The organism is Pseudomonas sp. GW822-FHT03F04, assembly GCF_058801405.1.
Map to the genome: position 1 here is coordinate 466,274 of NZ_JBXANF010000005.1, position 20,839 is coordinate 487,112.

The window sequence follows — 20,839 nt, forward strand, 5'->3', positions numbered from 1 at the left end:
CATTCATGGAAGGTGAATGTGACCTGAGTGTCTCGTCCAGCTTCACCCACCTGTCACCCTGTTTCCTCTGCCCGAGATTCAGGAACAGGGCGACAGAATGCCCCGAAAGGGGTTTTGTACGCGACGCTTTCCATCAATAACAAGCCCAAGCGGAGTACCACAGATGGCGTTCTTCACCGCAGCCAGCAAAGCCGACTTCCAGCACCAACTGCAAGCGGCACTGGCGCAGCACATCAGTGAACAGGCACTGCCACAAGTGGCGCTGTTCTCTGAACAATTCTTCGGCATCATTTCCCTGGACGAGTTGACCCAACGTCGCCTCTCCGACCTCGCTGGCTGTACTCTTTCTGCGTGGCGCCTGCTTGAGCGCTTCGATCACGCGCAACCGCAAGTGCGCGTCTACAACCCCGATTACGAACGTCACGGCTGGCAGTCGACCCACACCGCGGTCGAAGTGCTGCACCACGACCTGCCATTCCTGGTGGACTCGGTGCGTACCGAGCTGAACCGCCGCGGCTACAGCATCCACACCCTGCAGACCACCGTGCTCAGCGTGCGTCGTGGCAGCAAGGGCGAATTGCTGGAAATCCTGCCTAAAGGTTCGACCGGCGAAGGCGTACAACACGAATCGCTGATGTACCTGGAAATCGACCGCTGCGCCAACGCGGCCGAATTGAATGTGCTGACCAAGGAACTGGAACAGGTCCTGGGTGAAGTCCGCGTCGCGGTTGCCGATTTCGAGCCGATGAAGGCCAAGGTGCAGGAAATCCTCACCAAGCTCGATAACAGCGCATTCGCCTTCGAAGCCGACGAGAAGACCGAAATCAAGAGCTTTCTGGAATGGCTGGTGGGCAACCACTTCACCTTCCTCGGCTATGAAGAGTTCACCGTTGTCGATCAGGCCGATGGCGGCCATATCGAATACGACCAGAACTCCTTCCTCGGCCTGACCCGGATGCTGCGCACCGGTCTGACCAACGAAGACCGTCACATCGAAGACTACGCCGTGAACTACCTGCGCGAACCGACGCTGCTGTCGTTCGCCAAGGCTGCGCACCCGAGCCGCGTCCACCGTCCGGCTTACCCGGACTACGTGTCGATCCGCGAAATCGATGCCGACGGCAAAGTCATCAAGGAACACCGCTTCATGGGCCTGTACACCTCGTCGGTGTATGGCGAAAGCGTACGTGTCATCCCGTACATCCGCCGCAAGGTCGAAGAGATCGAGCGCCGTTCCGGCTTCCAGTCCAAGGCTCACCTGGGCAAGGAACTGGCACAGGTTCTGGAAGTGCTGCCGCGTGACGACCTGTTCCAGACCCCGGTCGACGAACTGTTCAGCACCGTGATGTCGATCGTGCAGATCCAGGAACGCAACAAGATCCGCGTGTTCCTGCGCAAAGACCCGTACGGCCGTTTCTGCTACTGCCTGGCCTACGTGCCGCGCGACATCTACTCCACCGAAGTTCGCCAGAAGATCCAGCAAGTGCTGATGGAGCGCCTGAAGGCGACCGACTGCGAGTTCTGGACCTTCTTCTCCGAGTCCGTGCTGGCCCGCGTGCAACTGATCCTGCGCGTAGACCCGAAAAACCGCATCGACATCGACCCGCTGCAACTGGAAAACGAAGTGATCCAGGCCTGCCGCAGCTGGCAGGATGACTACGCCGCCCTGACCGTTGAAACCTTCGGCGAAGCCAACGGCACCAACGTGCTGGCCGATTTCCCGAAAGGCTTCCCGGCCGGCTACCGCGAGCGTTTCGCTGCGCACTCGGCCGTGGTCGACATGCAGCACCTGCTCAACCTGAGCGAGAAGAAGCCGCTGGCCATGAGCTTCTACCAGCCGCTGGCGTCCGGCCCGCGCGAGCTGCACTGCAAGCTGTATCACGCCGATACCCCGCTGGCCCTGTCCGACGTGCTGCCGATCCTGGAAAACCTCGGCCTGCGCGTGCTGGGCGAGTTCCCGTATCGCCTGCGTCACAACAACGGCCGCGAGTTCTGGATCCACGACTTCGCGTTCACTGCCGCTGAAGGCATGGACCTGGACATCCAGCAGCTCAATGACACCCTGCAGGACGCGTTCGTCCACATCGTGCGCGGCGACGCCGAAAACGATGCGTTCAACCGTCTGGTGCTGACCGCCGGCCTGCCATGGCGCGACGTCGCGCTGCTGCGTGCCTACGCTCGCTACCTGAAGCAGATCCGTCTGGGCTTCGACCTCGGCTACATCGCCAGCACCCTGAACAACCACACCGACATCGCTCGCGAACTGACCCGGTTGTTCAAAACCCGTTTCTACCTGGCACGCAAGCTGGGCAGCGATGATCTGGACGACAAGCAACTGCGTCTGGAACAAGCGATCCTGACCGCGCTGGACGACGTTCAAGTCCTCAACGAAGACCGCATCCTGCGTCGTTACCTGGACCTGATCAAAGCGACCCTGCGTACCAACTTCTACCAGACCGACGCCAACGGCCAGAACAAGTCGTACTTCAGCTTCAAGTTCAACCCGCACTTGATCCCTGAACTGCCGAAACCGGTTCCGAAGTTCGAAATCTTCGTTTACTCGCCACGCGTCGAAGGCGTGCACCTGCGCTTCGGCAACGTCGCTCGCGGCGGCCTGCGCTGGTCCGACCGTGAAGAAGACTTCCGTACCGAAGTCCTCGGCCTGGTAAAAGCCCAGCAAGTGAAGAACTCGGTCATCGTGCCGGTGGGTGCGAAGGGCGGCTTCCTGCCGCGTCGCCTGCCACTGGGCGGCAGCCGTGACGAGATCGCGGCCGAGGGCATCGCCTGCTACCGCATCTTCATCTCGGGGCTGTTGGACATCACCGACAACCTGAAGGACGGCAAACTGGTACCGCCGGCCAACGTCGTGCGTCATGACGACGATGACCCGTACCTGGTGGTCGCGGCGGACAAGGGCACTGCAACCTTCTCCGACATCGCCAACGGCATCGCCATCGACTACGGCTTCTGGCTGGGTGACGCGTTCGCGTCCGGTGGTTCGGCCGGTTACGACCACAAGAAAATGGGCATCACCGCCAAGGGCGCGTGGGTTGGCGTACAGCGCCACTTCCGCGAGCGCGGCATCAATGTCCAGGAAGACAGCATCACTGTGGTCGGCGTGGGCGACATGGCCGGTGACGTGTTCGGCAACGGCTTGCTGATGTCCGACAAGCTGCAACTGGTTGCCGCATTCAACCACATGCACATCTTTATCGACCCGAACCCGAACCCGGCCACCAGCTTCGTCGAGCGTCAGCGCATGTTCGACCTGCCGCGTTCGGCATGGTCCGACTACGACACCAGCATCATGTCCGAAGGCGGCGGTATCTTCTCGCGCAGCGCGAAGAGCATTGCCATCTCCCCGCAGATGCAGGAACGCTTCGACATCAAGGCCGACAAACTGACCCCGACCGAACTGCTGAACGCCTTGCTCAAGGCGCCGGTGGATCTGCTGTGGAACGGCGGTATCGGTACTTACGTGAAAGCCAGCACCGAAAGCCACGCCGATGTCGGCGACAAGGCCAACGATGCGCTGCGCGTGAACGGCAACGAACTGCGCTGCAAAGTCGTGGGCGAGGGCGGTAACCTCGGCATGACCCAACTGGGTCGTGTGGAATTCGGTCTCAATGGCGGCGGTTCCAACACCGACTTCATCGACAACGCCGGTGGCGTGGACTGCTCCGACCACGAAGTGAACATCAAGATCCTGCTGAACGAAGTGGTGCAGGCCGGCGACATGACCGGCAAGCAACGCGACCAGTTGCTGGCGAGCATGACCGACGAAGTCGGTGGTCTGGTGCTGGGCAACAACTACAAGCAGACTCAGGCCCTGTCCCTGGCGGCCCGCCGTGCTTATGCGCGCATCGCCGAGTACAAGCGTCTGATGAGCGACCTGGAAGGCCGTGGCAAGCTGGATCGTGCCATCGAGTTCCTGCCGACCGAAGAGCAACTGGCTGAACGCGTTGCCGAAGGCCACGGTCTGACCCGTCCTGAACTGTCGGTGCTGATCTCGTACAGCAAGATCGACCTCAAGGAGCAGTTGCTGGGCTCCCTGGTGCCGGACGACGATTACCTGACCCGTGACATGGAAACCGCGTTCCCGCCGACCCTGGTCAGCAAGTTCGCCGAAGCCATGCGCCGTCACCGTCTGAAGCGCGAAATCGTCAGCACCCAGATCGCCAACGATCTGGTCAACCACATGGGCATCACCTTCGTTCAGCGACTCAAAGAGTCCACCGGCATGACCCCGGCGAACGTGGCTGGCGCTTACGTGATCGTGCGTGACATCTTCCACCTCCCGCACTGGTTCCGTCAGATCGAAGCCCTGGACTATCAGGTCTCCGCTGACGTGCAACTGGAGCTGATGGACGAGCTGATGCGTCTGGGCCGTCGCGCCACGCGCTGGTTCCTGCGTGCCCGTCGCAACGAGCAGAACGCTGCCCGTGACGTCGCGCATTTCGGTCCGCACCTGAAGGAGCTGGGCCTGAAGCTGGACGAGCTGCTGAGCGGCGAAATCCGCGAAAACTGGCAGGCGCGTTATCAGGCTTACGTCGCAGCCGGTGTACCGGAACTGTTGGCGCGTATGGTGGCGGGGACTACCCACCTCTACACGCTGCTGCCGATCATCGAAGCGGCCGACGTGACCGGTCAGGACCCAGCCGAAGTGGCCAAGGCGTACTTCGCCGTGGGCAGCGCGCTGGACATCACCTGGTACATTTCGCAGATCAGCGCCTTGCCGGTTGAAAACAACTGGCAGGCCCTGGCCCGTGAAGCGTTCCGCGACGACGTCGACTGGCAGCAACGCGCGATCACCATCGCCGTTCTGCAAGCGGGCGGCGGTGATCTGGACGTGGAAGCGCGTCTGGCACTGTGGATGGCGCAACACGACGCGATGATCCAGCGCTGGCGCGCCATGCTGGTGGAAATCCGTGCCGCCAGCGGCACCGACTACGCCATGTACGCGGTGGCCAACCGTGAGCTGAACGACGTGGCGTTGAGCGGTCAGGCAGTTGTGCCTGCTGCGGCGACTGCGGAGCTTGAGCTTGCTTGAGTAAGCGCTGAATGAAAAAGCCCCTGCATTGTGAGATGCGGGGGCTTTTTTTTGCCTGATGGTTTTCTCGTTATTGCAAGTTATGTCCTTGTTTGTTATCAAGCATCGACACTTTATCTGCCGGCCTGGTCAGTAAATTACTGAGCGACTGGTCAAACTTCTGCAATGCCCGAACCTGAACTTCCTGTTGCTGATTAATATCCGCAACAATCTCCTCTGAACGCTTGAAGTCCGCCCAGACCGGCGTCAACTCTTTCGCCTCGGACCCCTTGGCCGTCCCGATGTAGTTCAACTTCCCGTCATAAAAGTCCGCACTCACATCCGCCTTGATGTCGGAACTGCGCGAGGTAATCAATTGGCTGTGAGTGTCGACGATCGCCACCACATCCGGGTTGGCCGCACGCAGGCTTTGCATGTCCGGGTACACCGTGACCGAGCCGAACTGGCGTTGCAGCGAGGCTTTTACCCAGTCCACGGCCATGTCCGGTTTCGAAGTGGCGACGTAGGCGTCATGGATCGGCTGCACCAATAAACTCTGGCCGAAACCGGTGCCGGCGTTGGCCTGATAGTCGCGCAGGTATTCGCGGTTGGTCTGGGTACTCGGGCTATAGACGACGCCCAGCGAGACACCGGGACCACTTTTGACCTGGGCGGCGCTGCTGCGGCCGACCGGTTGGGTGAACAGCGTGTCGAGGGAAGAAACCGCTTTTGGAGCGGTGGGAACGGAGCAGGCGGACAACGCTAAAACTGATATCGCCAAGGTACTGGCAAAGGCAAGTTTCATGGTGAGTCTCCCGTGAAGCAACTTCAGTCGGAAAGTCAGAGGTGTCGGGGTTGATTAAATGGAACCGGCGACAGTTGCCTCAGACTACTCCCGCGAAACTGAAAACAACCTGACAATTTGCTGAATGACAGTCATGCAATAGTTTTATTGGCTGTAAGCGTTTTTGATTAATTGCCGCGGGAAATAAAAAAGGCGCCAATCAACGATTTGCGCCTTTTATTTATGGCTGGTTAAACAACCATCAGTTTTTCAATGGGATCAGCACTTGCTCGTCCGGCGACAGCACCATGAACACCAGCAACTTGGCTGGCTTGGTTTTGCTGGCGTTTTTCGACACCAGATGTTCGGAGCCGGCGGGTTCGTACCAGAACTGGCCTTTCTTGTAGGTGATCGCTTGTTCGCCCTTGACCTGGGAAGTCACTTCGCCTTCGAGTACATAGGCCATGGCCGTGCCGTCGTGTTTATGGGCGATGGAGGACTGGCCGGGTTTGTAGTCGACTTCGATCATCATGGCTTTTTTGCCGGGGGCGTTTTTCAGCATCTGGTCCTGCAAGACCGAGATTTTCTCGGAGGCATCGTGCGCCAGAACTGGAACGGAGATGCTCAGGGCAAGCGCGGCGGCGAAGCAGTGCAGGAGTTTCATGGCGGGTCACCTGTGAAGTGGGGGAGTCGGTCTTCACAGTAGTCCGCGTGCCGGTCTAATCAAACGGCCAATATTCGGGAAGATCGGGTGACCAATCCTGATTCCCCGCAAACCAGAAAAACCACAGCCTTCGGCAGCCTCGCTGGGTTTCCCCGAGGCTGCCGAAGGCTGCAATTTTCTTGAGTTTCAAACGATAGGAAACGAGTTGAAATCGACGCTGTTGGCCAGCCGACTGTCGATCAGATCGATAAACCCCTGCGCCTCAGGCCGGTTGAAATGCGCCTGCATCGCCGCTTCCGACTGCCAATGGGCACTGACCGTCCAGCGGTGGCTGTCGTCGGGGCAGCGGTCGACCATATAGGAATCGCAACCCGGTGTTTCGCGCAGGGTTTCGACGATCTTCTGCAACTGCTTGCCCAGCTCCTCGGAGCGGCCGGCCGCAGCCTGCACCTGTACGGTGTTGATCACTTCGTTGGACATTGCTCACACTCCTGAATCAGGCCGGACGAATCCTGCTCATTGAGGGATAACGCCTGTGCAGAATAGGCCTGCACCCCCGGATCACCAATAACCAATCGGCGGGTAATCCGTTAGACCAATCTATCAGGCGACCTGTTGCAGAATGTCGCGCAGGCGATTCAGCGCGATATCGATGTCCAGCGTCTCGATGGCGCCGAAGCCGAAGTACATCCCGCTTCTGGCCGGCTGCTGGTAATAGAAGCCGTCGATGGCGTATAGGCCGACTTCGACCTTTTTCGCCAGCTCGATCACCAGCGGCAAGTCGATCGGCACCCGGCAGAACACCGCCATATGAAAGCCCGCGCTCGCCGGCACGGCCTCCAGCCACGGCGCGAGGTCGGTGGCCATGCGCGCCAGGATCCGCTCGCGGCGCTGGGCGTAAATGGTGTGGCAGCGGCGAATGTGCTTGAGCAGGCAGCCCTCGGCGATGAACTTGGCCAGCGCCCATTGCGGCAGGGTGGAAGCGTGCAGGTCGGTGAGCTGTTTGGCGCGGATCACCGCTTCGAGGATCGCTGGCGGCAGGATCGCGTAGCCGAGTCGCAGCTCTGGCAGCAGGGTCTTGGAGAAGGTGCCGACGTAGGCAACGATGCCGCGCTGATCGAGGTTGTGCAGCGAATCCGTCGGCCGGCCCTCGTAGCGGAACTCGCTGTCATAGTCGTCCTCGATGATGATCGCGCCGAGCTCGTAGGCCCGGGCCAGCAAGGCCTCGCGCCGCGCCTGACTCATCGACATGCCCAGCGGGAACTGGTGCGACGGCGTCACATAGATCAACCGGGTGCCATCGGGGATCTGCTCGACTTGAATCCCTTCCGCATCCACCGGCACCCCGACCACGGTGGCGCCGTGAGTGCCGAACAGCAGCCGCGCCGGCGGATAACCCGGATCTTCCATCGCCACCAGACTGCCGGGGCGCAGCAGCACCCGGGCGATCAGGTCCAGCGCCTGCTGCGCACCGTTGCACACCACGATGTCTTCGTCCTGGCAGTTCACGCCACGGGAGAACGCAATGTGCCGGGCAATCGCATTGCGCAGCGCCGGCAGGCCTTCCGCCACGCTGTAGAAGCCCTTGGAACCCGCCATTTGCCGCATGGCGTGAGAGACACAGCGGCGCCAGTCATCGTGGGGGAACTGGCCCTTGCTGGTGGCGCCGCCAATGAAGTCGTAACGCAGCGAGCCTTCCAGCGTCGGATGGCGCAAGAACACCGGCAGGTTGCACCAGCTCTCGATCACCTCGGCACTGGCCAGCTCGGAATGACGTTGCTTGCGCTGCACCGGCGTGGCGCGAGCGTTGACGTAAGTGCCTTTGCCGATCACCCCGGTGAGGAAGTTTTCGTAAGTCAGCTGCGCGTAAGTGTCGGAAATGGTCTTGCGCGAAATCCCCAGTTGCTCGGCGAGCAAGCGGCTGGGCGGCAGTTGCGTGCCGGCGGCCAGACGCCCGGATTCAATAGCGCCGCGCAGTTGCTGATACAACTGACCGGCCAGATCCTTGCGGCCGTTGATCACGACATGAAGTTCCATACCGACGGGGCTCCTGGGGGCGAATGAGGCGGATTGTGCGCCCGCCAGATTACTCCCGAATGCACGCGGGGCAGAAGTTGCGTGGAGCAAAAACCGGAAATTGGTCAAGGATCAGTGGTCTGCCGGTTTTCCGTGGAATTGGGGCTGTAACCCTGGCGCACCAGCGCTTACCGTGAAATCACTCTTCTGCTGCCCGAGGCCCGCCCATGTCCCCGCGTCTGGATTACTACAGCGCTTCACCCAAAGCCATGAAAGCGATGATTGCCCTGGAAGCGCTGACCAGCAGCCTGAGCATCGAGGCGCCGTTGCTGCACCTGATCAAGATCCGCGCCTCGCAACTTAACGGCTGCGCATTCTGCACCGACATGCATTCGGTGGAAGCGCGGCGGGCAGGGGAGACGGATCGGCGGCTGTACGCCATCGCGGTCTGGCGCGACAGCGGCTTCTTCAACCTGCGCGAGCGGGCCGCACTGGCCTGGACCGAGGCGGTGACGTTGCTGGCGGATAGCCGGGTGCCTGACGATGTTTACCAGCAGGCGCGGGAACAGTTCAACGAGACGGAGCTGGTGGACCTGACCATGGCCGTCAGCACCATCAACAGCTGGAATCGCCTGGCGGTGAGTTTTCGGCAGATTCCCAGTGACTGATCACTAGCCGTTGATCGCCCCCACACGTTGATCGTTCCCACGCAGGAGCGTGGGAACGATCAAAGCTAGTTCGGCGGCCGCTGCGGTTTCACCGACGTACCAAACGTATTGCCCATCCGCGTCGACGTGGCCGCCGGCGTCGCCAGCCCCACCTGATTCGGCGGGCGCTTGTTGACCGGCACATTCATCGCTTCCTGATTCTTCTGCGCAGCCGCCGCGCCGTCAGGGTTATTGCCCATCTGCTGGCTCAGGCAGTCGTAATTCGGCGCCTTGTAACCGCCCACGGTCACCTCGACGCAACCCACTGCCTGCTCGGCATGCACGCCGCCCGACAGCGTCAACAACAGCCCGCTCAGCGCCAATCTCCACAGTGATTTCATGCTGGCCTCCTGGCCGGCCCGAAGGGGCCGCTCTAGCTCAAGAGTCTAGTGCAACGGCGGCGCCGATCCCGTGATGGTTTTTTTGCAGTGGCCGTCACACCAGATTCATAAACAGCCCTCAGGATGACGGTTTTCAGGGATACATCAGCCGTGCAGCGAGGCCGTGCCAGGGAGGATGTTGTGCGCTCAGCGCTCATGCGCCAGCTCTGTCTGGGGCTGCTGCTTGGCTTGTTTCTGAGCCGCGCCAGCGCCGATCCGGTGCCGGCGACGATGCGCATGACGCTGCACATCCCGGCCCAGGAACTGGCCCGCGCCCTCGATCAGTTCAGCCGCGCCACCGGCATGGCGGTGCTGGTCGACAGTCAGTTGAGTCGCGGTCGACGCTCGTTGGCGGTGGATGGCGAATTCACCGCCGCCGAAGCGTTGCGCCGGATGCTCGGTGGCAGCGGGTTGATGGCCAAGTACAGCCGCGACGACGCGTTCACCTTGCAGGTTGCGCAAGTCGAAGAAGTGTCATTGCCGGCGGAGAAACCAACCCCCGCCAGCATCGCGGTCAACCGCAGTTACGCCACGGCGGTGCAGGCGGCCATCGAACGCAACCTGTGCCGCTCGCCGCTGACCCGGCCCGGCAGTTTTCGCGCGGTGTTGCAGCTGTGGATCGGTCGCGACGGCGTGGTGCAGCACAACCGGTTGGTCACCTCGACCGGCGATGTTCGGCGCGATGCCGCGCTGGTAGACAGTTTTCACACGCTCAGGATCGACCGGCCCACACCCGGCGCATTGCGCCAGCCAGTCACCTTGCTGTTGTTACCCGAATCGTCAGGAAAGCGCATGGAATGCACACAATGGGAAGGAGTTTCCGGGGGATGAAAGACGCCGGACAAAGTTCGATGGTCCAGCTGTTCCTGACGTCCTACGAGGACTTTCGGGTGCGCCTGCGACGCCGTCTCGGCTCGGAGGACCTGGCCAACGACGTGCTGCACGAAACCTATCTGCGGGTCGACCGCATGGAAGCGCCGCCGAACCTGCTGCGGCCCAACGCCTACCTCTATCGCATGGCCCTGAACATCGCCGCCGACCGCCGTCAGGCCGATGCGCGGCTGCTCACCGGCAGCGAAGTCGAAGAACTGCTGCAAGTCAGCGACGAAGCGCTGGACCCGATGCGCGTGGTCGGCGGCCAAAAGGAAATCCAGTCCCTGCTCAGCGCCCTCTACGAACTGCCGGCCCGGCGCCGCCGGATCTTCATCGCCGCACGCCTGGAAGAAGCGCCGCACCTGGAAATCTCCCAGCGTTTCGGCATTTCCACGCGCATGGTCGAGAAGGAAATCAAGGCCGCCCTCGGACACTGCGCGGCCAAACTGGAAAGAAAAGTGTTTCAGCGGTTCGGTCGCGGGGCCGGAAAACCGTCTAGTGAATGAAGCTCCGATTGAGTGTCCCGATCAACCCGTCGAGTACCTGTGCGTTTGAACATCTTCCGTCTGACACCTGCCGAGCCCACGCCTGCCGAGCGTCTGCAAAGCGAAGCCCGCGACTGGCTGATCCTGCTGACCTCCGGCCGCGCCACGGTCGCCGACGCCCGAGCGCTGCGCCAGTGGTGCGCCCAAAGCCCCGAACACACCCGCGCCTTCGAAGAGTGCAAGGCCTTGTGGCACCTGCTGCAACCGGCAGCCGAAGCGACGCAGGCGCCAAGACGGTTTGGACGCCGGGCCTTTCTCGGCGGCGCAATTGCTGCGTCGGCAGCGTTCTTGCTGGTGCGCGGCACGATCCCGGGCGGGTTCTCCGGGCTCGGGGCTGATTACATCACCGAAGTCGGCCAGCAACGTCGGGTCGAACCAGCGGATGGTCTGAGCCTGGAATTGAACACCCAGACCCGCATCAACCAGCGTTCGGTGGATGAGGGAGTGCAGGGCTTTGAACTGGTCAGCGGTGAAGTCGAAGTGCAGACAGCGCGGTTGCCGATGGCGATGCAGGCGGGTGGCGGCTGGCTGCGGGCGAGCAGGGCGCGGTTCAACTTGCGCAACCTCGATCAACAGGTCTGTGTGACTTGCCTGGATGGCGCAGTAGAAGTGGAAGTCGAAGGCCGTAGCCTGAGGCTGGAGCCGGGCCAGCAATTGACCTATGACGCGCAACAGGTCGGCACCGTGCAAAGCGTCGACACGGCGGCGGTGATGAACTGGCGTCAGCAAGTGCTGGTGTTCAACGGTGCGACCCTGAGTCAGATGATTGATGAGATCAACCGCTATCGCCCGGGGATGTTGCTGCTGCTGAATCGCGATCTCGGCCAGCGCCGCGTACAGGCACGTTTCTCCCTCGACCAACTGGCCGGCGTAGGCGCATTGATCCGCGATGCCTACGGCGTCAAATGCACCGAGTTGCCGGGCGGTGTAGTCGTCCTCAGCTAATCACTGCAAGGGCCCCATGACCTGTCGGTACTTCTCCGGCCCTTGCGGTGTTTGCCGAGTCAACCGCACCTCCAACCCCAACGGATCCTCCCGCCGATTCCCGCTCAACTGCCGCCACCCCTTGTCCGCCTCCCAAACCCGCACCTGCAAATCACTCACCTCACCCAACACCGCAACCCCCGCCGTAGGCGCCGGCAACGGATACCGGCTGCGCGCCGGCGCCACCGCGCGATACAACGTGTCCCCCTTGAGCCACCAGCGCACCCGCTGCAACGCCCCCGGTTGATCCGCCGCGCTCCGAATAATGTCCAGCCGAAACCCCTTGCTGTCACTGCTGCGCACCGTAACGGCAGGCGGGGCCGTCGCCGGTTCATCCTCGGTGCCGACCTTCTTCGGCTCGGTCAGCTCGATCCCGGCGCGCATCTCCACATCCCGCTGCATCTGATTCAACGCCCGCAACAGGCTGTCGCTCTGCTCGCCACTGGCCTGCAAATGGCTGTCGGCGCGGGTGACACTGTCCAGCCCCTTCCAGGCAATCAGACTGACCACCGCCATCAACAGAATCGCGACCATCACCTCGATCAGCGTAAAACCTTGTTGTCTGTTCATTGCACGCTAATCCGGCCCGAAGCATCGCGCAGCACACTCAACCGATTGAGCCCGTCAGACAGCGTCAACTGCAGCGGCGGATTGATCCACTCCGCGTTGAGCACCACCTTCTGCTTCGGCTCCACCCGCACCTCCAGCTTCGGACTCTGCCAGGGACGCGGCCGCAACTGCGGGTCCCGATCGAAATGATCAAAACCCTTGCCACTGTCACTGCGCCGACTGAACCGAAACCCCTTGCCATCGCTCAACCACGCAATCGGCCGACCATCGGCGCGAGCCTCGGCCTGGGCAATCTGCAGCAACTGCGCCACGCGCTCGGCGTCCTTGCGCAGCAACTGCAACGGATCGGGCTTGATACTCAAACTGATCGCCGCACTGGCGATGCCGATGATCACCAGCACCACCATCAACTCGATCAGCGTAAAACCCTGCTGCCTGCACCGGTTCATCGAATGCGCACTCCTTTGCGTCCAGCACCGTCCAAAAAACCATCCTGCACGGCCAACATGTAAGGCGTGTGAAATAAAACCGTGAGAATTGCCGCGTAGTCTGGTCACCGGGACTAAAAGGAGATTCAGCCCATGAGATTCACCGCACGCTTTTCACCCCCCCAAATCATCCAGGCCGCCGCACTGCTGGCCGCCCTGGTCGGCATCGCCACCTGGTCATCCCTGCTCCTGACCACCGCCGAATCCCACACCCCGGCCGCCACCCCGCAACTGCTCGCTGCGCGCAGCGATAGCCCGGCGTTGCAATGGTTTTCCAACCGCACGGCGCCGGTGGAGATCAAGGTCAGCGGGGTGATGGCGGGGAGTCGCGGGGCGGTGGCGATACTCAGCCTCAACGACGGGCCGCCGAGGAGTTTTTTGCAGGGGGAACGGGTGAGTCCTGGGGTGAGGTTGGTGGCGGTGGAGGGGGATGGGGTGGTGATTGAGCAGGGTGGGGAGAGGGTGCGGGTGGGGGTGGAGCGGTTGGGGGAGGGGGTGGAGATGCCTAGGTTGGTTAGGCCGTGATTTGTACGTATGAAGGAAATTTGTAGATGTTATGTAGGTTCGAGTGAATCCGTATCGAAAGAGAAAGGACAAGCAAAAAATATTTGGAGTTCCCTATAGTGGCAGTTGGACATTCGGTGATTCAGGGTCTATTAAGTCAGGAGCATTAATTGGTGCGATTCCGTTGGTCGCCAGCTTCATTGCGTCTCACGGTCACGAATATTGGTCAATCAACATCCAGAGCTGAACGGAGGCATATTGACTCGCATTGCTTGTCTTGGATGGGGCTCCTTAATTTGGGATCTAAGGGACTTTCCGATTCGAGGGGGATGGAATGTGGATGGCCCACTGATACCGGTAGAGTTCGCCAGGCAATCGAAAGATGGGCGAATTACACTCGTTTTAACTGAATCCGCACAACCTGTTTCCTCTCTGTGGGCACTAGTGGAGTCATCAGATCTCTCCTCTGCCGTTGGGGCTTTAGCCTTTCGTGAAGGTATTCGAGGGGAAAAAAATGTGGAAAAGCACGTCTGTAGCTGGTCTGCCGGTCAGCCTTCTCCAAGACTGATTCCAAGTCTAGCCGAATGGGCTGGAGCACATGACGTTCATCAAGTGATATGGACCGGTCTCCCCCCAAAATTCGATGATGAAGAAATCACGCCCACAGCGCTGCAGGTAGTCGAGTATCTAGAAAAGCTCACTGGCGAACGGCGAGAGGCAGCAGAACAATATGTCCGTCTGGCACCGAAGCAGATTGATACCCAATATCGGCGTTGCATTGAGTCGTCGCTCCATTGGCATGCTAAAAGCAGCGAATAGAAGGCTAGCCGCTCAACAGTCAAAGCTGCGGAATATTGGACTTTGCACCACCCAAGATTTGGTAGATAGATTGAAAATAACCCAAGAACGTTATTTTGTTTAAGGATGCTAGATATTAATGGCAAATAAAAAGATATTAACCATTGGGTTTTCGCTAGCTAGTGACCAAACTGAAACCTGTGAATTTGATTCAGATATGTCTCTTCTAGATTGGGATATAGTACTTTTTAAGCCAGATATTAACGATTATCTCTATAGGCGTGAGAGTACCTTTGAAGGGAAGCCATGCTTGTCAGACGATCAATCATTCAAGCTGAAAGCACAGTCCGAGCATTGGCGGAGAGAAATAAAAGCGGCTATTGAACATGGAAAACTAGTCTTGGTTTATTTGAGCGAGCTAACCCAGTTAAGTGTCGCGACAGGAAAGAAAGAGTACTCTGGTACCGGTAGGAATCAAAAGGTTACGAGGATTGTAACAGGATATGATAATTATCAATCTATCCCGTTAGTCTTAAAGCCAGTAACCTCAAAGGGAAGGGAGATAAAGCTTGCGGATAAGAATTTCGAATGTATCTCCTCCTATTGGAACGAATTCTCAAGTGTCTCTTCGTATAAGGTTTTTATTGAGGGTGAAGTAGTACCATGTCTGTTGACTAGACATGGCAATAAAGTAGTGGGTGCTATTTACAGGTCGAAAAATTCTAATGGTGCATTGTTGTGTCTGCCTGATATTGACTTCTATCCTGAGTCGTTTTTCGTCGGCGAGGAGGACGAAGAGAATGAAGGTGATTGGACGCCAGAAGCGATGCAGTTTGCATCAAGGATGATAAATGCGATTGTTTCGATAGAGAAAGCCTTGCGATCCGCTGCGGAATTAACTCCTGAGCCAGACTGGGCAATGGATTCAAAATATAAGTTAAGTAAAGAAGCGGTAGTGTCTGAGAAGCTTCTGGAAATAGAAGGGAAGCTTGAAGCTATTCAAGCTGAAAAAGAGGCTGCGATTGATGAGATAAAAGACTTGGCTAGACTCAGGAATCTTTTATTCGAAAAGGGTAAGCCACTGGAGCTTGCAATTTTAGATGCTTTAAAAATAATCGGATTTGAAGTGTCACAATTCGATAATGGTGAATCTGAGTTTGACGCTGTTTTTAAGTCTGACGAAGGCAGATTGATTGGCGAAGCTGAGGGCAAGGACAATAAAGCGATAAACATCGATAAGCTTCGGCAATTGGCGATGAATATACATGAGGATCTTGAGCGGGAGGAGGTGAGTAAGCCAGCAAAGCCGGTGTTGTTTGGTAATCCATACAGATTACAGCCGATAAGTGATAGGTTGGAATCATTTACAGCGAAGTGTGTATCGGCAGCAGTAACCAGCTCTACCGCGCTTGTGTTTACTCCAGATTTGTTTCTCATTGCTAAATATTTGAGCAGTAAGAGTGATAGAAGATATGCAGCGAGATGTCGAAGGGCTATGTTGACCTCGGTGGGGAGGGTTGATTTTCCCGATGTTCCAAAGGAGGTAACTACAGAGGCTAAACAATCTAAGACTGAAAAAGGGGACTGACTTTTTTCCAGGGAATAAATCAGTCCCCTTTTGATTCAATGGTCCGTTGAAAATAATTTCACGAGAATAAAATAGTGCAGACTTCTGATTTGATTGCAGCTGGGGCACTAGCGGCCTCAGCGCTATCGCTACTGGTATCTATCAAAGGATATTGCGTAGCCAAAAAAACACTAAAACTCTCCATGATTGATCACCAAGATAAATATAAAGACGTGATTGGTTATTTAATTAGGGATTTCAAGTGGGCTAATAACAAGGATATTTATGCGACCTTTGCAATCTCATACACAAATAATTCATCCACGCCAAACTCATTTAAAGATATCGTACTAGAAGTTGAGTATTACGACGAAAATCGAGTATTCAACAAGGCAAAGCTTTTACCAAGCTCCATAGTTGTGCCTTCAAATTTAAAGGAAAGCCATGATGAGTTAAAGGTACCCGTCTATCTATCTCCTAAGGAAACAAAATCTGGATGGATTACATTCCAGATTCCTAAAATTGGAGGTAGAGAAATTAATATAGATGTATACAGAGTCATTGCAATCTCCACAGCAGAAAAAACGACAATCGTAGAATCGTACATCCTGACATTTGTAGGTGCAGATGAAAAATAAATCGAAAAACTATATGCCTATCGTAAGCGATGGTGCAATTGCCAGCCCCGTAGTGGGTGATGGGAGATTGATACCGGTTCTTTTACTCGACTGCACCAACCACCCAGAATTTATTAATTTGATACAAATCCATCAAAACACCCCGCCAGGCGACGTGATATGCAGGTGGGGATACAACCCGTTCAATCGTCGCTTTGTTGAGCTAGAGTTAAATTTTTTAAGGCCGGTCGAATTGGAAATAAGGATTCTTTTTGACTTAAGAACACAGCCAGCAATAGCGGACAGTATCGTTCAAGCAAAGTCAGTATATCTTCAGGAGAGTCACTCTAATGGTCGGTTGGCCTCTAGTATGGACAAGCCTAGAATAATCATTGAGGTCCCTCCTAAAACCAAGCTTCCTAAGTGGGACTCAATGCTGCTTACTCAAATTGAAAAAAAGATGAAGCAAGATGGAGTTGGTAAGAAATCGTTAAAAAGTGCTGCAGAACAACATTTGGCGATAATTAGAAAGTTTAGTGAGAAACGAATTTCTTAAATTTTGGAGGTGGAAAATTAAAAAAAAGGGGGGGCGATTTGTTTATGGAAAATAAATCAGTTCTGAATGGCACTGTGTTCGGTTATCAGAACGCGACATAAGGGGCGATTGTTTTTTGAGTGTTAGTCACTTCAGTTGAATGGAAGGCGCTAAGGCTTCAGGAGGTTGGATGGAAATTTTAGCAAGCTTTAATGCTTTGCTTGGTCAGGGTGCAGCGTTAATCGTTATTACTGGTTTCTCGGCATGAAAAAAGGGGGGCAGATTTATTTTCCAGAAAATAGATCAATCCCCTTTGTTCATCTAACGGTGCAACATCTGACGGGGCAACGTATCAAGATCTGCCTAGTCGCCCAGATCAACGGCATTACCGTTAGCCCAGACATAATAATTATCGAATTCACCGCTTTCGACGAACACGAAGCCATGGCGAGTGTAAAAACGATTTGAAGCGCTTTCCTTCAGAGCACCGACCTTGATGGGACGCCCGATCTCATCAGCTTCTCTGAAAATCTGAGTAAGAACTTCAGAGCCGATTCCTGCTCCCTGAGCACTGGGTATCACATACAAGTGGTCAAGCAAAAGCTCGCTCTGATGGTCTTTGATTACGACAAAACCGACCAGATCACCTGATACTTCTATTCGGCGAGTGCTGTTAACGTCGAACCCAGCAACAAACCGTTCGCGCGCACGATCTGGGTTAAATCGTCCAAGCCGTTCAAGGCTATCGCGCATGGCCTCAATCCTGATGGCTACCAGATCTTCCAGGTCGTTATTGGAAGCTGCGCATAAAACGACAGCGGAGTTTTGATCAGCGGAGGCTGGCATAACAAGCACCCTAAACATGGCCGGTCAGTCATTATGCAGAGAACAGATTCCGCATAACCACTACTGCTTCGGTTCAATGGAGGCGATGGCTCCCTATCAGCTTCAGGGGGATGTGTTCACCGGACGCTTACGTTTGTTGGGGCAAGGGGACGGATCTGTCGTGGGGTCCGAGACGCTATGAGAACTCCGATAAACACCAACGTTTAAAAAGACATCTCCAGACACTCTCTCAGGCTACACACCCTTGCGCCGTTGCCTACAGCTACGCCAGAATCCGCCGGCTTGTGCGCATTGTACCTGGTCTTTATCGTCTACGTGTCGCTGGCAACCCAGCGACCGGGTTTAGCGACCCGACCAGGTATAAGTTCAACGACGCTCCAGTTTGTCGCAGACATTTGCGATGACGATATGGTGGCTGTGCGTGGGAGACCCTCGGGTCTGCCGGGTCTTATACCTCTCGGTTCGCTAACCCGCGTACAGCTGCCACCCTTACTTGTTTAGCGACAGGTGTTGGTGGTTCCACCAGGTATAAAAATGGAGCTTCACCATGATCAAACCAACACCCAACCCGCCCGAAACCGACTCGGTTTCCCCCTACGAATCCATAGATTCCAGAAAACTCCACGAAGCCGCCGACCGCGCGCTCGACCATTACCTCTGTCCGCCCGGCTCCACGCCGCCCCCACGTAGAACCCGCGGGATGTATGCCGTGACTGCGGACAATAAAAACGAAGAACTGCTAATTGATGCCAGTGAAACACTCGCTTCGGCCCAAACCATTGCCCAGAACGTCGCCAGTCTGTTGCCGGCTTCGCAGCGTCGGACGTTGTTGGGGATTGCGCAGTTGATCATGCTCGGGGAGTTGGCGGTGAATCGGGCGTTGGATAATTTGCAATTGCCGGTGAAGCAGACCTCGGGGTCACCTGCTGATTAAGCTGGTGTCAATTCTGGCGCCTTCGCGAGCAAGTCGAATCGTCGCACCGTCGCTCCCACAGGGTTTTATGTTGATCACAGATATTGTGTAGGGCGCTGAAAACTGTGGGAGCTGGGCTGGCAGCAAAAAATGGGGGCTGATTTACTTTCTGGCATTCAATCAGTCTCCTTTCATGCTAGAACCCTTCAGCCTCTACCACCGGCACCATCGGAATGAAAAAGCTTCTAATCGCAGCGATCCTCGTCGTCACGACGGTGCTCTACGTCGGCTACTACGAAGCCCTTGAGGACGGAGACATCGAGACCATTGTCTTCATCAAAAAGCATCCGACGTTTCAGATAAAGTTCTACAACATCCACGCGAACGATGGAGAGATCAGGAAGGTAGAACGCCTGACGGCAGAGGAGCGGGGGTGGATTATTGATTACTGCAGGTATCGCTTGGGAATCGACACAGACCTGAAGACTCAAGATGACGTCGAGATGTGCCGCAAAAAATAGCGCAGTTCATTTGGCCGAGGTCGTCAGTCACACCTGACAACCTCGGCCATTTTCTTTCCAGCTATTGAGCTACAGCGTTCAGCCGATCACGTCTTCACCTCAACATGATCCAACGCCTGATTCACCGCCAACCCCGCAACCATGACCACCTGTGCAATCCCTAGCGCAGTCTTGCGGTGCGCAGGCTCCAGGATCGCGGCGAAGTTGCTGAGCATTTCGCTGGCGGAATCCAGGGACTCGCTGGCGTTGGCCAGGAGGGATTCGCTGTTGTAGACGGGGTTGGCCAGGAACATGGGGTCGTGTTTGGTGTGGCTGCCCATGATGCGTTGTTGTGGGGTGAGGTAGTGGTCGAGGGCGCGTTCGGCGGCTTCGTTGAGGGTTCGGGAATCGGGGAATTGGTAGGGTGAAACCGGATCGGTTTCGGGGGGATTGGGTGTTGGCTTGATCATAGATGTAACTCCTCATGCTTCAAAAAGGGAGGCCATCCAATTTCGCTACCAAACGAAGGTGGCGGCCATGCTCAGGTTGGTAGACCGGCACATGAGGAACCCGGCGCACCCGAAGGTGCCCTGTGCATGACCACCATAAAGCCGAGACGAAACGACGCCGCGAATGGTGATGCTGTGCAGAACTCATGTGCGGGCTACCAAACCCGATCACTGTTTTTCAGTGACCCGGAAACGATAAGACCCGCACCCTAGACGCACAAGCCGGCGGATTCTGGCGTAGTCGTAGGTAATGACGCAAGGCGTTGTAGCCTTGGGGAAGTAACGGTGAGTGTCTTTTAAACGGGTTTTTTTTTGCGCGTTAAACGGGTGGGTCAAGGGCGGCCCTCACCCCAGCCCTCTCCCGGAGGGAGAGGGGGCCGACCGAGGTGTCCTGCGCTCTACATCGACCTGAGAGATCGAGTTGATTATGGATTCAACGCGGTATGTGCAAGTTGGTTTATATCTTTAGGTGGATGTCGGAAATGTCCCACTACTGATTCATATACCTCCGAGCCGACCGACGTTTCGGGACGGTTTAGGGCTAAGGATTCTCGGGTCGGCTAAGCAACGTCTCCAACCGCGCCAGCGCCGGCCCCTCCTGGCTGCGATCAAAGACCTGGAGGCCGACCTTGAGCAAGCGGCCGTTTTCCGCGGCAGAGATGATCTGCTCGCAGCGCAGCATCAGCCGCCCCTGATCGCAATCCTGCGTTTTCATGCCCATCGGCAACTTGCCTTCCAACCGCAATTCCGCCATCCGACTCTGCGCCGCAATCATCGCAATTGACCGATCCCGCAAAACCCCGCTGCTCTGCGTCATCAACCCCGCCACGCGCACGGCGGCGGACATGGCGACGGCGATGATCGCCAGCGCGACGAGCACTTCAATCAGGGTGAATCCGGCTTGCGGGGAAGGGGTGCGCATCGGGGGCTCGGGCAGTCGGGCAGCCCTTGACGCTAACGCCCGTGCTTGACGGCTTGACGACGAAAACACCCGAGAATTTTCAACATCC

21 protein-coding genes are annotated in these 20,839 nt (G+C 57.1%); 11 read left to right on the forward strand and 10 right to left on the reverse strand.

The features are described from left to right. Positions 1–163 precede the first annotated feature (163 nt). On the forward strand, positions 164–5,050 hold the full coding sequence (locus tag AC1RMX_RS14560; protein ID WP_493072425.1) for an NAD-glutamate dehydrogenase: 4,887 nt from the start codon (positions 164–166) through the stop codon (positions 5,048–5,050). Between the two features lie 70 nt (positions 5,051–5,120). Here the strand turns inward: AC1RMX_RS14560 and AC1RMX_RS14565 are convergent, their stop codons facing one another. The 4 genes from AC1RMX_RS14565 to pdxR form a co-directional block, all read right to left on the reverse strand. After that, positions 5,121–5,834 (reverse strand): ATPase, encoded by a 714-nt coding sequence (locus tag AC1RMX_RS14565; protein ID WP_493072426.1) that lies wholly within the window; start codon positions 5,832–5,834, stop codon positions 5,121–5,123. A gap of 241 nt (positions 5,835–6,075) precedes the next feature. Continuing rightward, positions 6,076–6,477, reverse strand: a complete 402-nt coding sequence (locus AC1RMX_RS14570; RefSeq protein ID WP_493064972.1) for a cupin domain-containing protein — start codon at positions 6,475–6,477, stop codon at positions 6,076–6,078. Positions 6,478–6,663: 186 nt separating this feature from the next. Further along, complete coding sequence (locus AC1RMX_RS14575; RefSeq protein WP_096820028.1) at positions 6,664–6,957, reverse strand: putative quinol monooxygenase; 294 nt, start codon at positions 6,955–6,957, stop codon at positions 6,664–6,666. 123 nt (positions 6,958–7,080) lie between these two features. Then, positions 7,081–8,514 carry a MocR-like pyridoxine biosynthesis transcription factor PdxR gene (gene pdxR / locus AC1RMX_RS14580; protein ID WP_493072427.1) on the reverse strand — a complete coding sequence of 478 codons (1,434 nt, stop codon included), beginning with the start codon at positions 8,512–8,514 and terminating at the stop codon, positions 7,081–7,083. Between the two features lie 206 nt (positions 8,515–8,720). Here pdxR and AC1RMX_RS14585 point away from each other — a divergent pair, with 206 nt between their 5' ends. Further along, positions 8,721–9,161: a carboxymuconolactone decarboxylase family protein gene (locus AC1RMX_RS14585; RefSeq protein ID WP_096820026.1), complete on the forward strand. Its 441-nt coding sequence runs from the start codon at positions 8,721–8,723 to the stop codon at positions 9,159–9,161. 65 nt (positions 9,162–9,226) lie between these two features. Here AC1RMX_RS14585 and AC1RMX_RS14590 read toward each other — a convergent pair whose 3' ends face one another. Then, positions 9,227–9,541 (reverse strand): hypothetical protein, encoded by a 315-nt coding sequence (locus tag AC1RMX_RS14590; RefSeq protein WP_493072428.1) that lies wholly within the window; start codon positions 9,539–9,541, stop codon positions 9,227–9,229. Between the two features lie 195 nt (positions 9,542–9,736). On the opposite strand from AC1RMX_RS14590, the gene AC1RMX_RS14595 reads away from it, so the two are divergent. The 3 genes from AC1RMX_RS14595 to AC1RMX_RS14605 are packed head-to-tail and all read left to right on the forward strand — an operon-like array spanning position 9,737 to position 11,943. After that, complete coding sequence (locus tag AC1RMX_RS14595) at positions 9,737–10,411, forward strand: STN domain-containing protein (protein WP_493072477.1); 675 nt, start codon at positions 9,737–9,739, stop codon at positions 10,409–10,411. Then, positions 10,408–10,959, forward strand: a complete 552-nt coding sequence (locus AC1RMX_RS14600) for an RNA polymerase sigma factor (protein ID WP_011334580.1) — start codon at positions 10,408–10,410, stop codon at positions 10,957–10,959. Before AC1RMX_RS14595 ends, AC1RMX_RS14600 begins: the two co-directional genes overlap by 4 nt. Before the next feature lie 45 nt (positions 10,960–11,004). Then, entirely contained in the window at positions 11,005–11,943 is a 939-nt protein-coding gene (locus tag AC1RMX_RS14605; protein ID WP_493072478.1) for a FecR family protein, read from the forward strand. Here AC1RMX_RS14605 and AC1RMX_RS14610 read toward each other — a convergent pair whose 3' ends face one another. Beyond that, positions 11,944–12,552 (reverse strand): type II secretion system protein GspJ, encoded by a 609-nt coding sequence (locus AC1RMX_RS14610; RefSeq protein WP_207982988.1) that lies wholly within the window; start codon positions 12,550–12,552, stop codon positions 11,944–11,946. Further along, a complete protein-coding gene (gspH, locus tag AC1RMX_RS14615) occupies positions 12,549–13,001 on the reverse strand; it encodes a type II secretion system minor pseudopilin GspH (protein ID WP_011334577.1) in 453 nt (150 codons plus the stop codon). The genes AC1RMX_RS14610 and gspH overlap by 4 nt, the downstream gene beginning before the upstream one ends. Before the next feature lie 132 nt (positions 13,002–13,133). Between gspH and AC1RMX_RS14620 the strand changes: the two genes are divergently transcribed. The 4 genes from AC1RMX_RS14620 (at position 13,134) to AC1RMX_RS14635 (ending at position 17,082) form a co-directional block, all read left to right on the forward strand. After that, positions 13,134–13,565, forward strand: a complete 432-nt coding sequence (locus tag AC1RMX_RS14620; RefSeq protein WP_493072430.1) for a type II secretion system protein N — start codon at positions 13,134–13,136, stop codon at positions 13,563–13,565. Between the two features lie 916 nt (positions 13,566–14,481). Next, positions 14,482–15,930: a hypothetical protein gene (locus AC1RMX_RS14625; protein WP_493072432.1), complete on the forward strand. Its 1,449-nt coding sequence runs from the start codon at positions 14,482–14,484 to the stop codon at positions 15,928–15,930. 74 nt (positions 15,931–16,004) lie between these two features. Continuing rightward, the gene (locus AC1RMX_RS14630; RefSeq protein WP_493072433.1) at positions 16,005–16,547 is read left to right on the forward strand and encodes a hypothetical protein; all 543 of its coding nucleotides are present in this window, start codon (positions 16,005–16,007) and stop codon (positions 16,545–16,547) included. After that, the gene (locus AC1RMX_RS14635) at positions 16,537–17,082 is read left to right on the forward strand and encodes a hypothetical protein (RefSeq protein WP_493072434.1); all 546 of its coding nucleotides are present in this window, start codon (positions 16,537–16,539) and stop codon (positions 17,080–17,082) included. Before AC1RMX_RS14630 ends, AC1RMX_RS14635 begins: the two co-directional genes overlap by 11 nt. 342 nt (positions 17,083–17,424) lie before the next feature. On the opposite strand, the gene AC1RMX_RS14640 is transcribed toward AC1RMX_RS14635, so the two are convergent. Then, the gene (locus tag AC1RMX_RS14640) at positions 17,425–17,907 is read right to left on the reverse strand and encodes a GNAT family N-acetyltransferase (RefSeq protein ID WP_493072435.1); all 483 of its coding nucleotides are present in this window, start codon (positions 17,905–17,907) and stop codon (positions 17,425–17,427) included. Positions 17,908–18,454: 547 nt separating this feature from the next. Between AC1RMX_RS14640 and AC1RMX_RS14645 the strand changes: the two genes are divergently transcribed. After that, positions 18,455–18,841 carry a DUF6124 family protein gene (locus AC1RMX_RS14645; RefSeq protein ID WP_445434556.1) on the forward strand — a complete coding sequence of 129 codons (387 nt, stop codon included), beginning with the start codon at positions 18,455–18,457 and terminating at the stop codon, positions 18,839–18,841. A gap of 212 nt (positions 18,842–19,053) precedes the next feature. Then, positions 19,054–19,341 carry a hypothetical protein gene (locus tag AC1RMX_RS14650; RefSeq protein ID WP_493072436.1) on the forward strand — a complete coding sequence of 96 codons (288 nt, stop codon included), beginning with the start codon at positions 19,054–19,056 and terminating at the stop codon, positions 19,339–19,341. Positions 19,342–19,427: 86 nt separating this feature from the next. Here AC1RMX_RS14650 and AC1RMX_RS14655 read toward each other — a convergent pair whose 3' ends face one another. Further along, complete coding sequence (locus tag AC1RMX_RS14655) at positions 19,428–19,790, reverse strand: DUF6124 family protein (protein ID WP_493072437.1); 363 nt, start codon at positions 19,788–19,790, stop codon at positions 19,428–19,430. A 580-nt stretch (positions 19,791–20,370) separates the two neighbouring features. After that, positions 20,371–20,751 carry a type II secretion system minor pseudopilin GspI gene (gspI, locus tag AC1RMX_RS14660; RefSeq protein WP_493072438.1) on the reverse strand — a complete coding sequence of 127 codons (381 nt, stop codon included), beginning with the start codon at positions 20,749–20,751 and terminating at the stop codon, positions 20,371–20,373. Between the last annotated feature and the right edge of the window lie 88 nt (positions 20,752–20,839).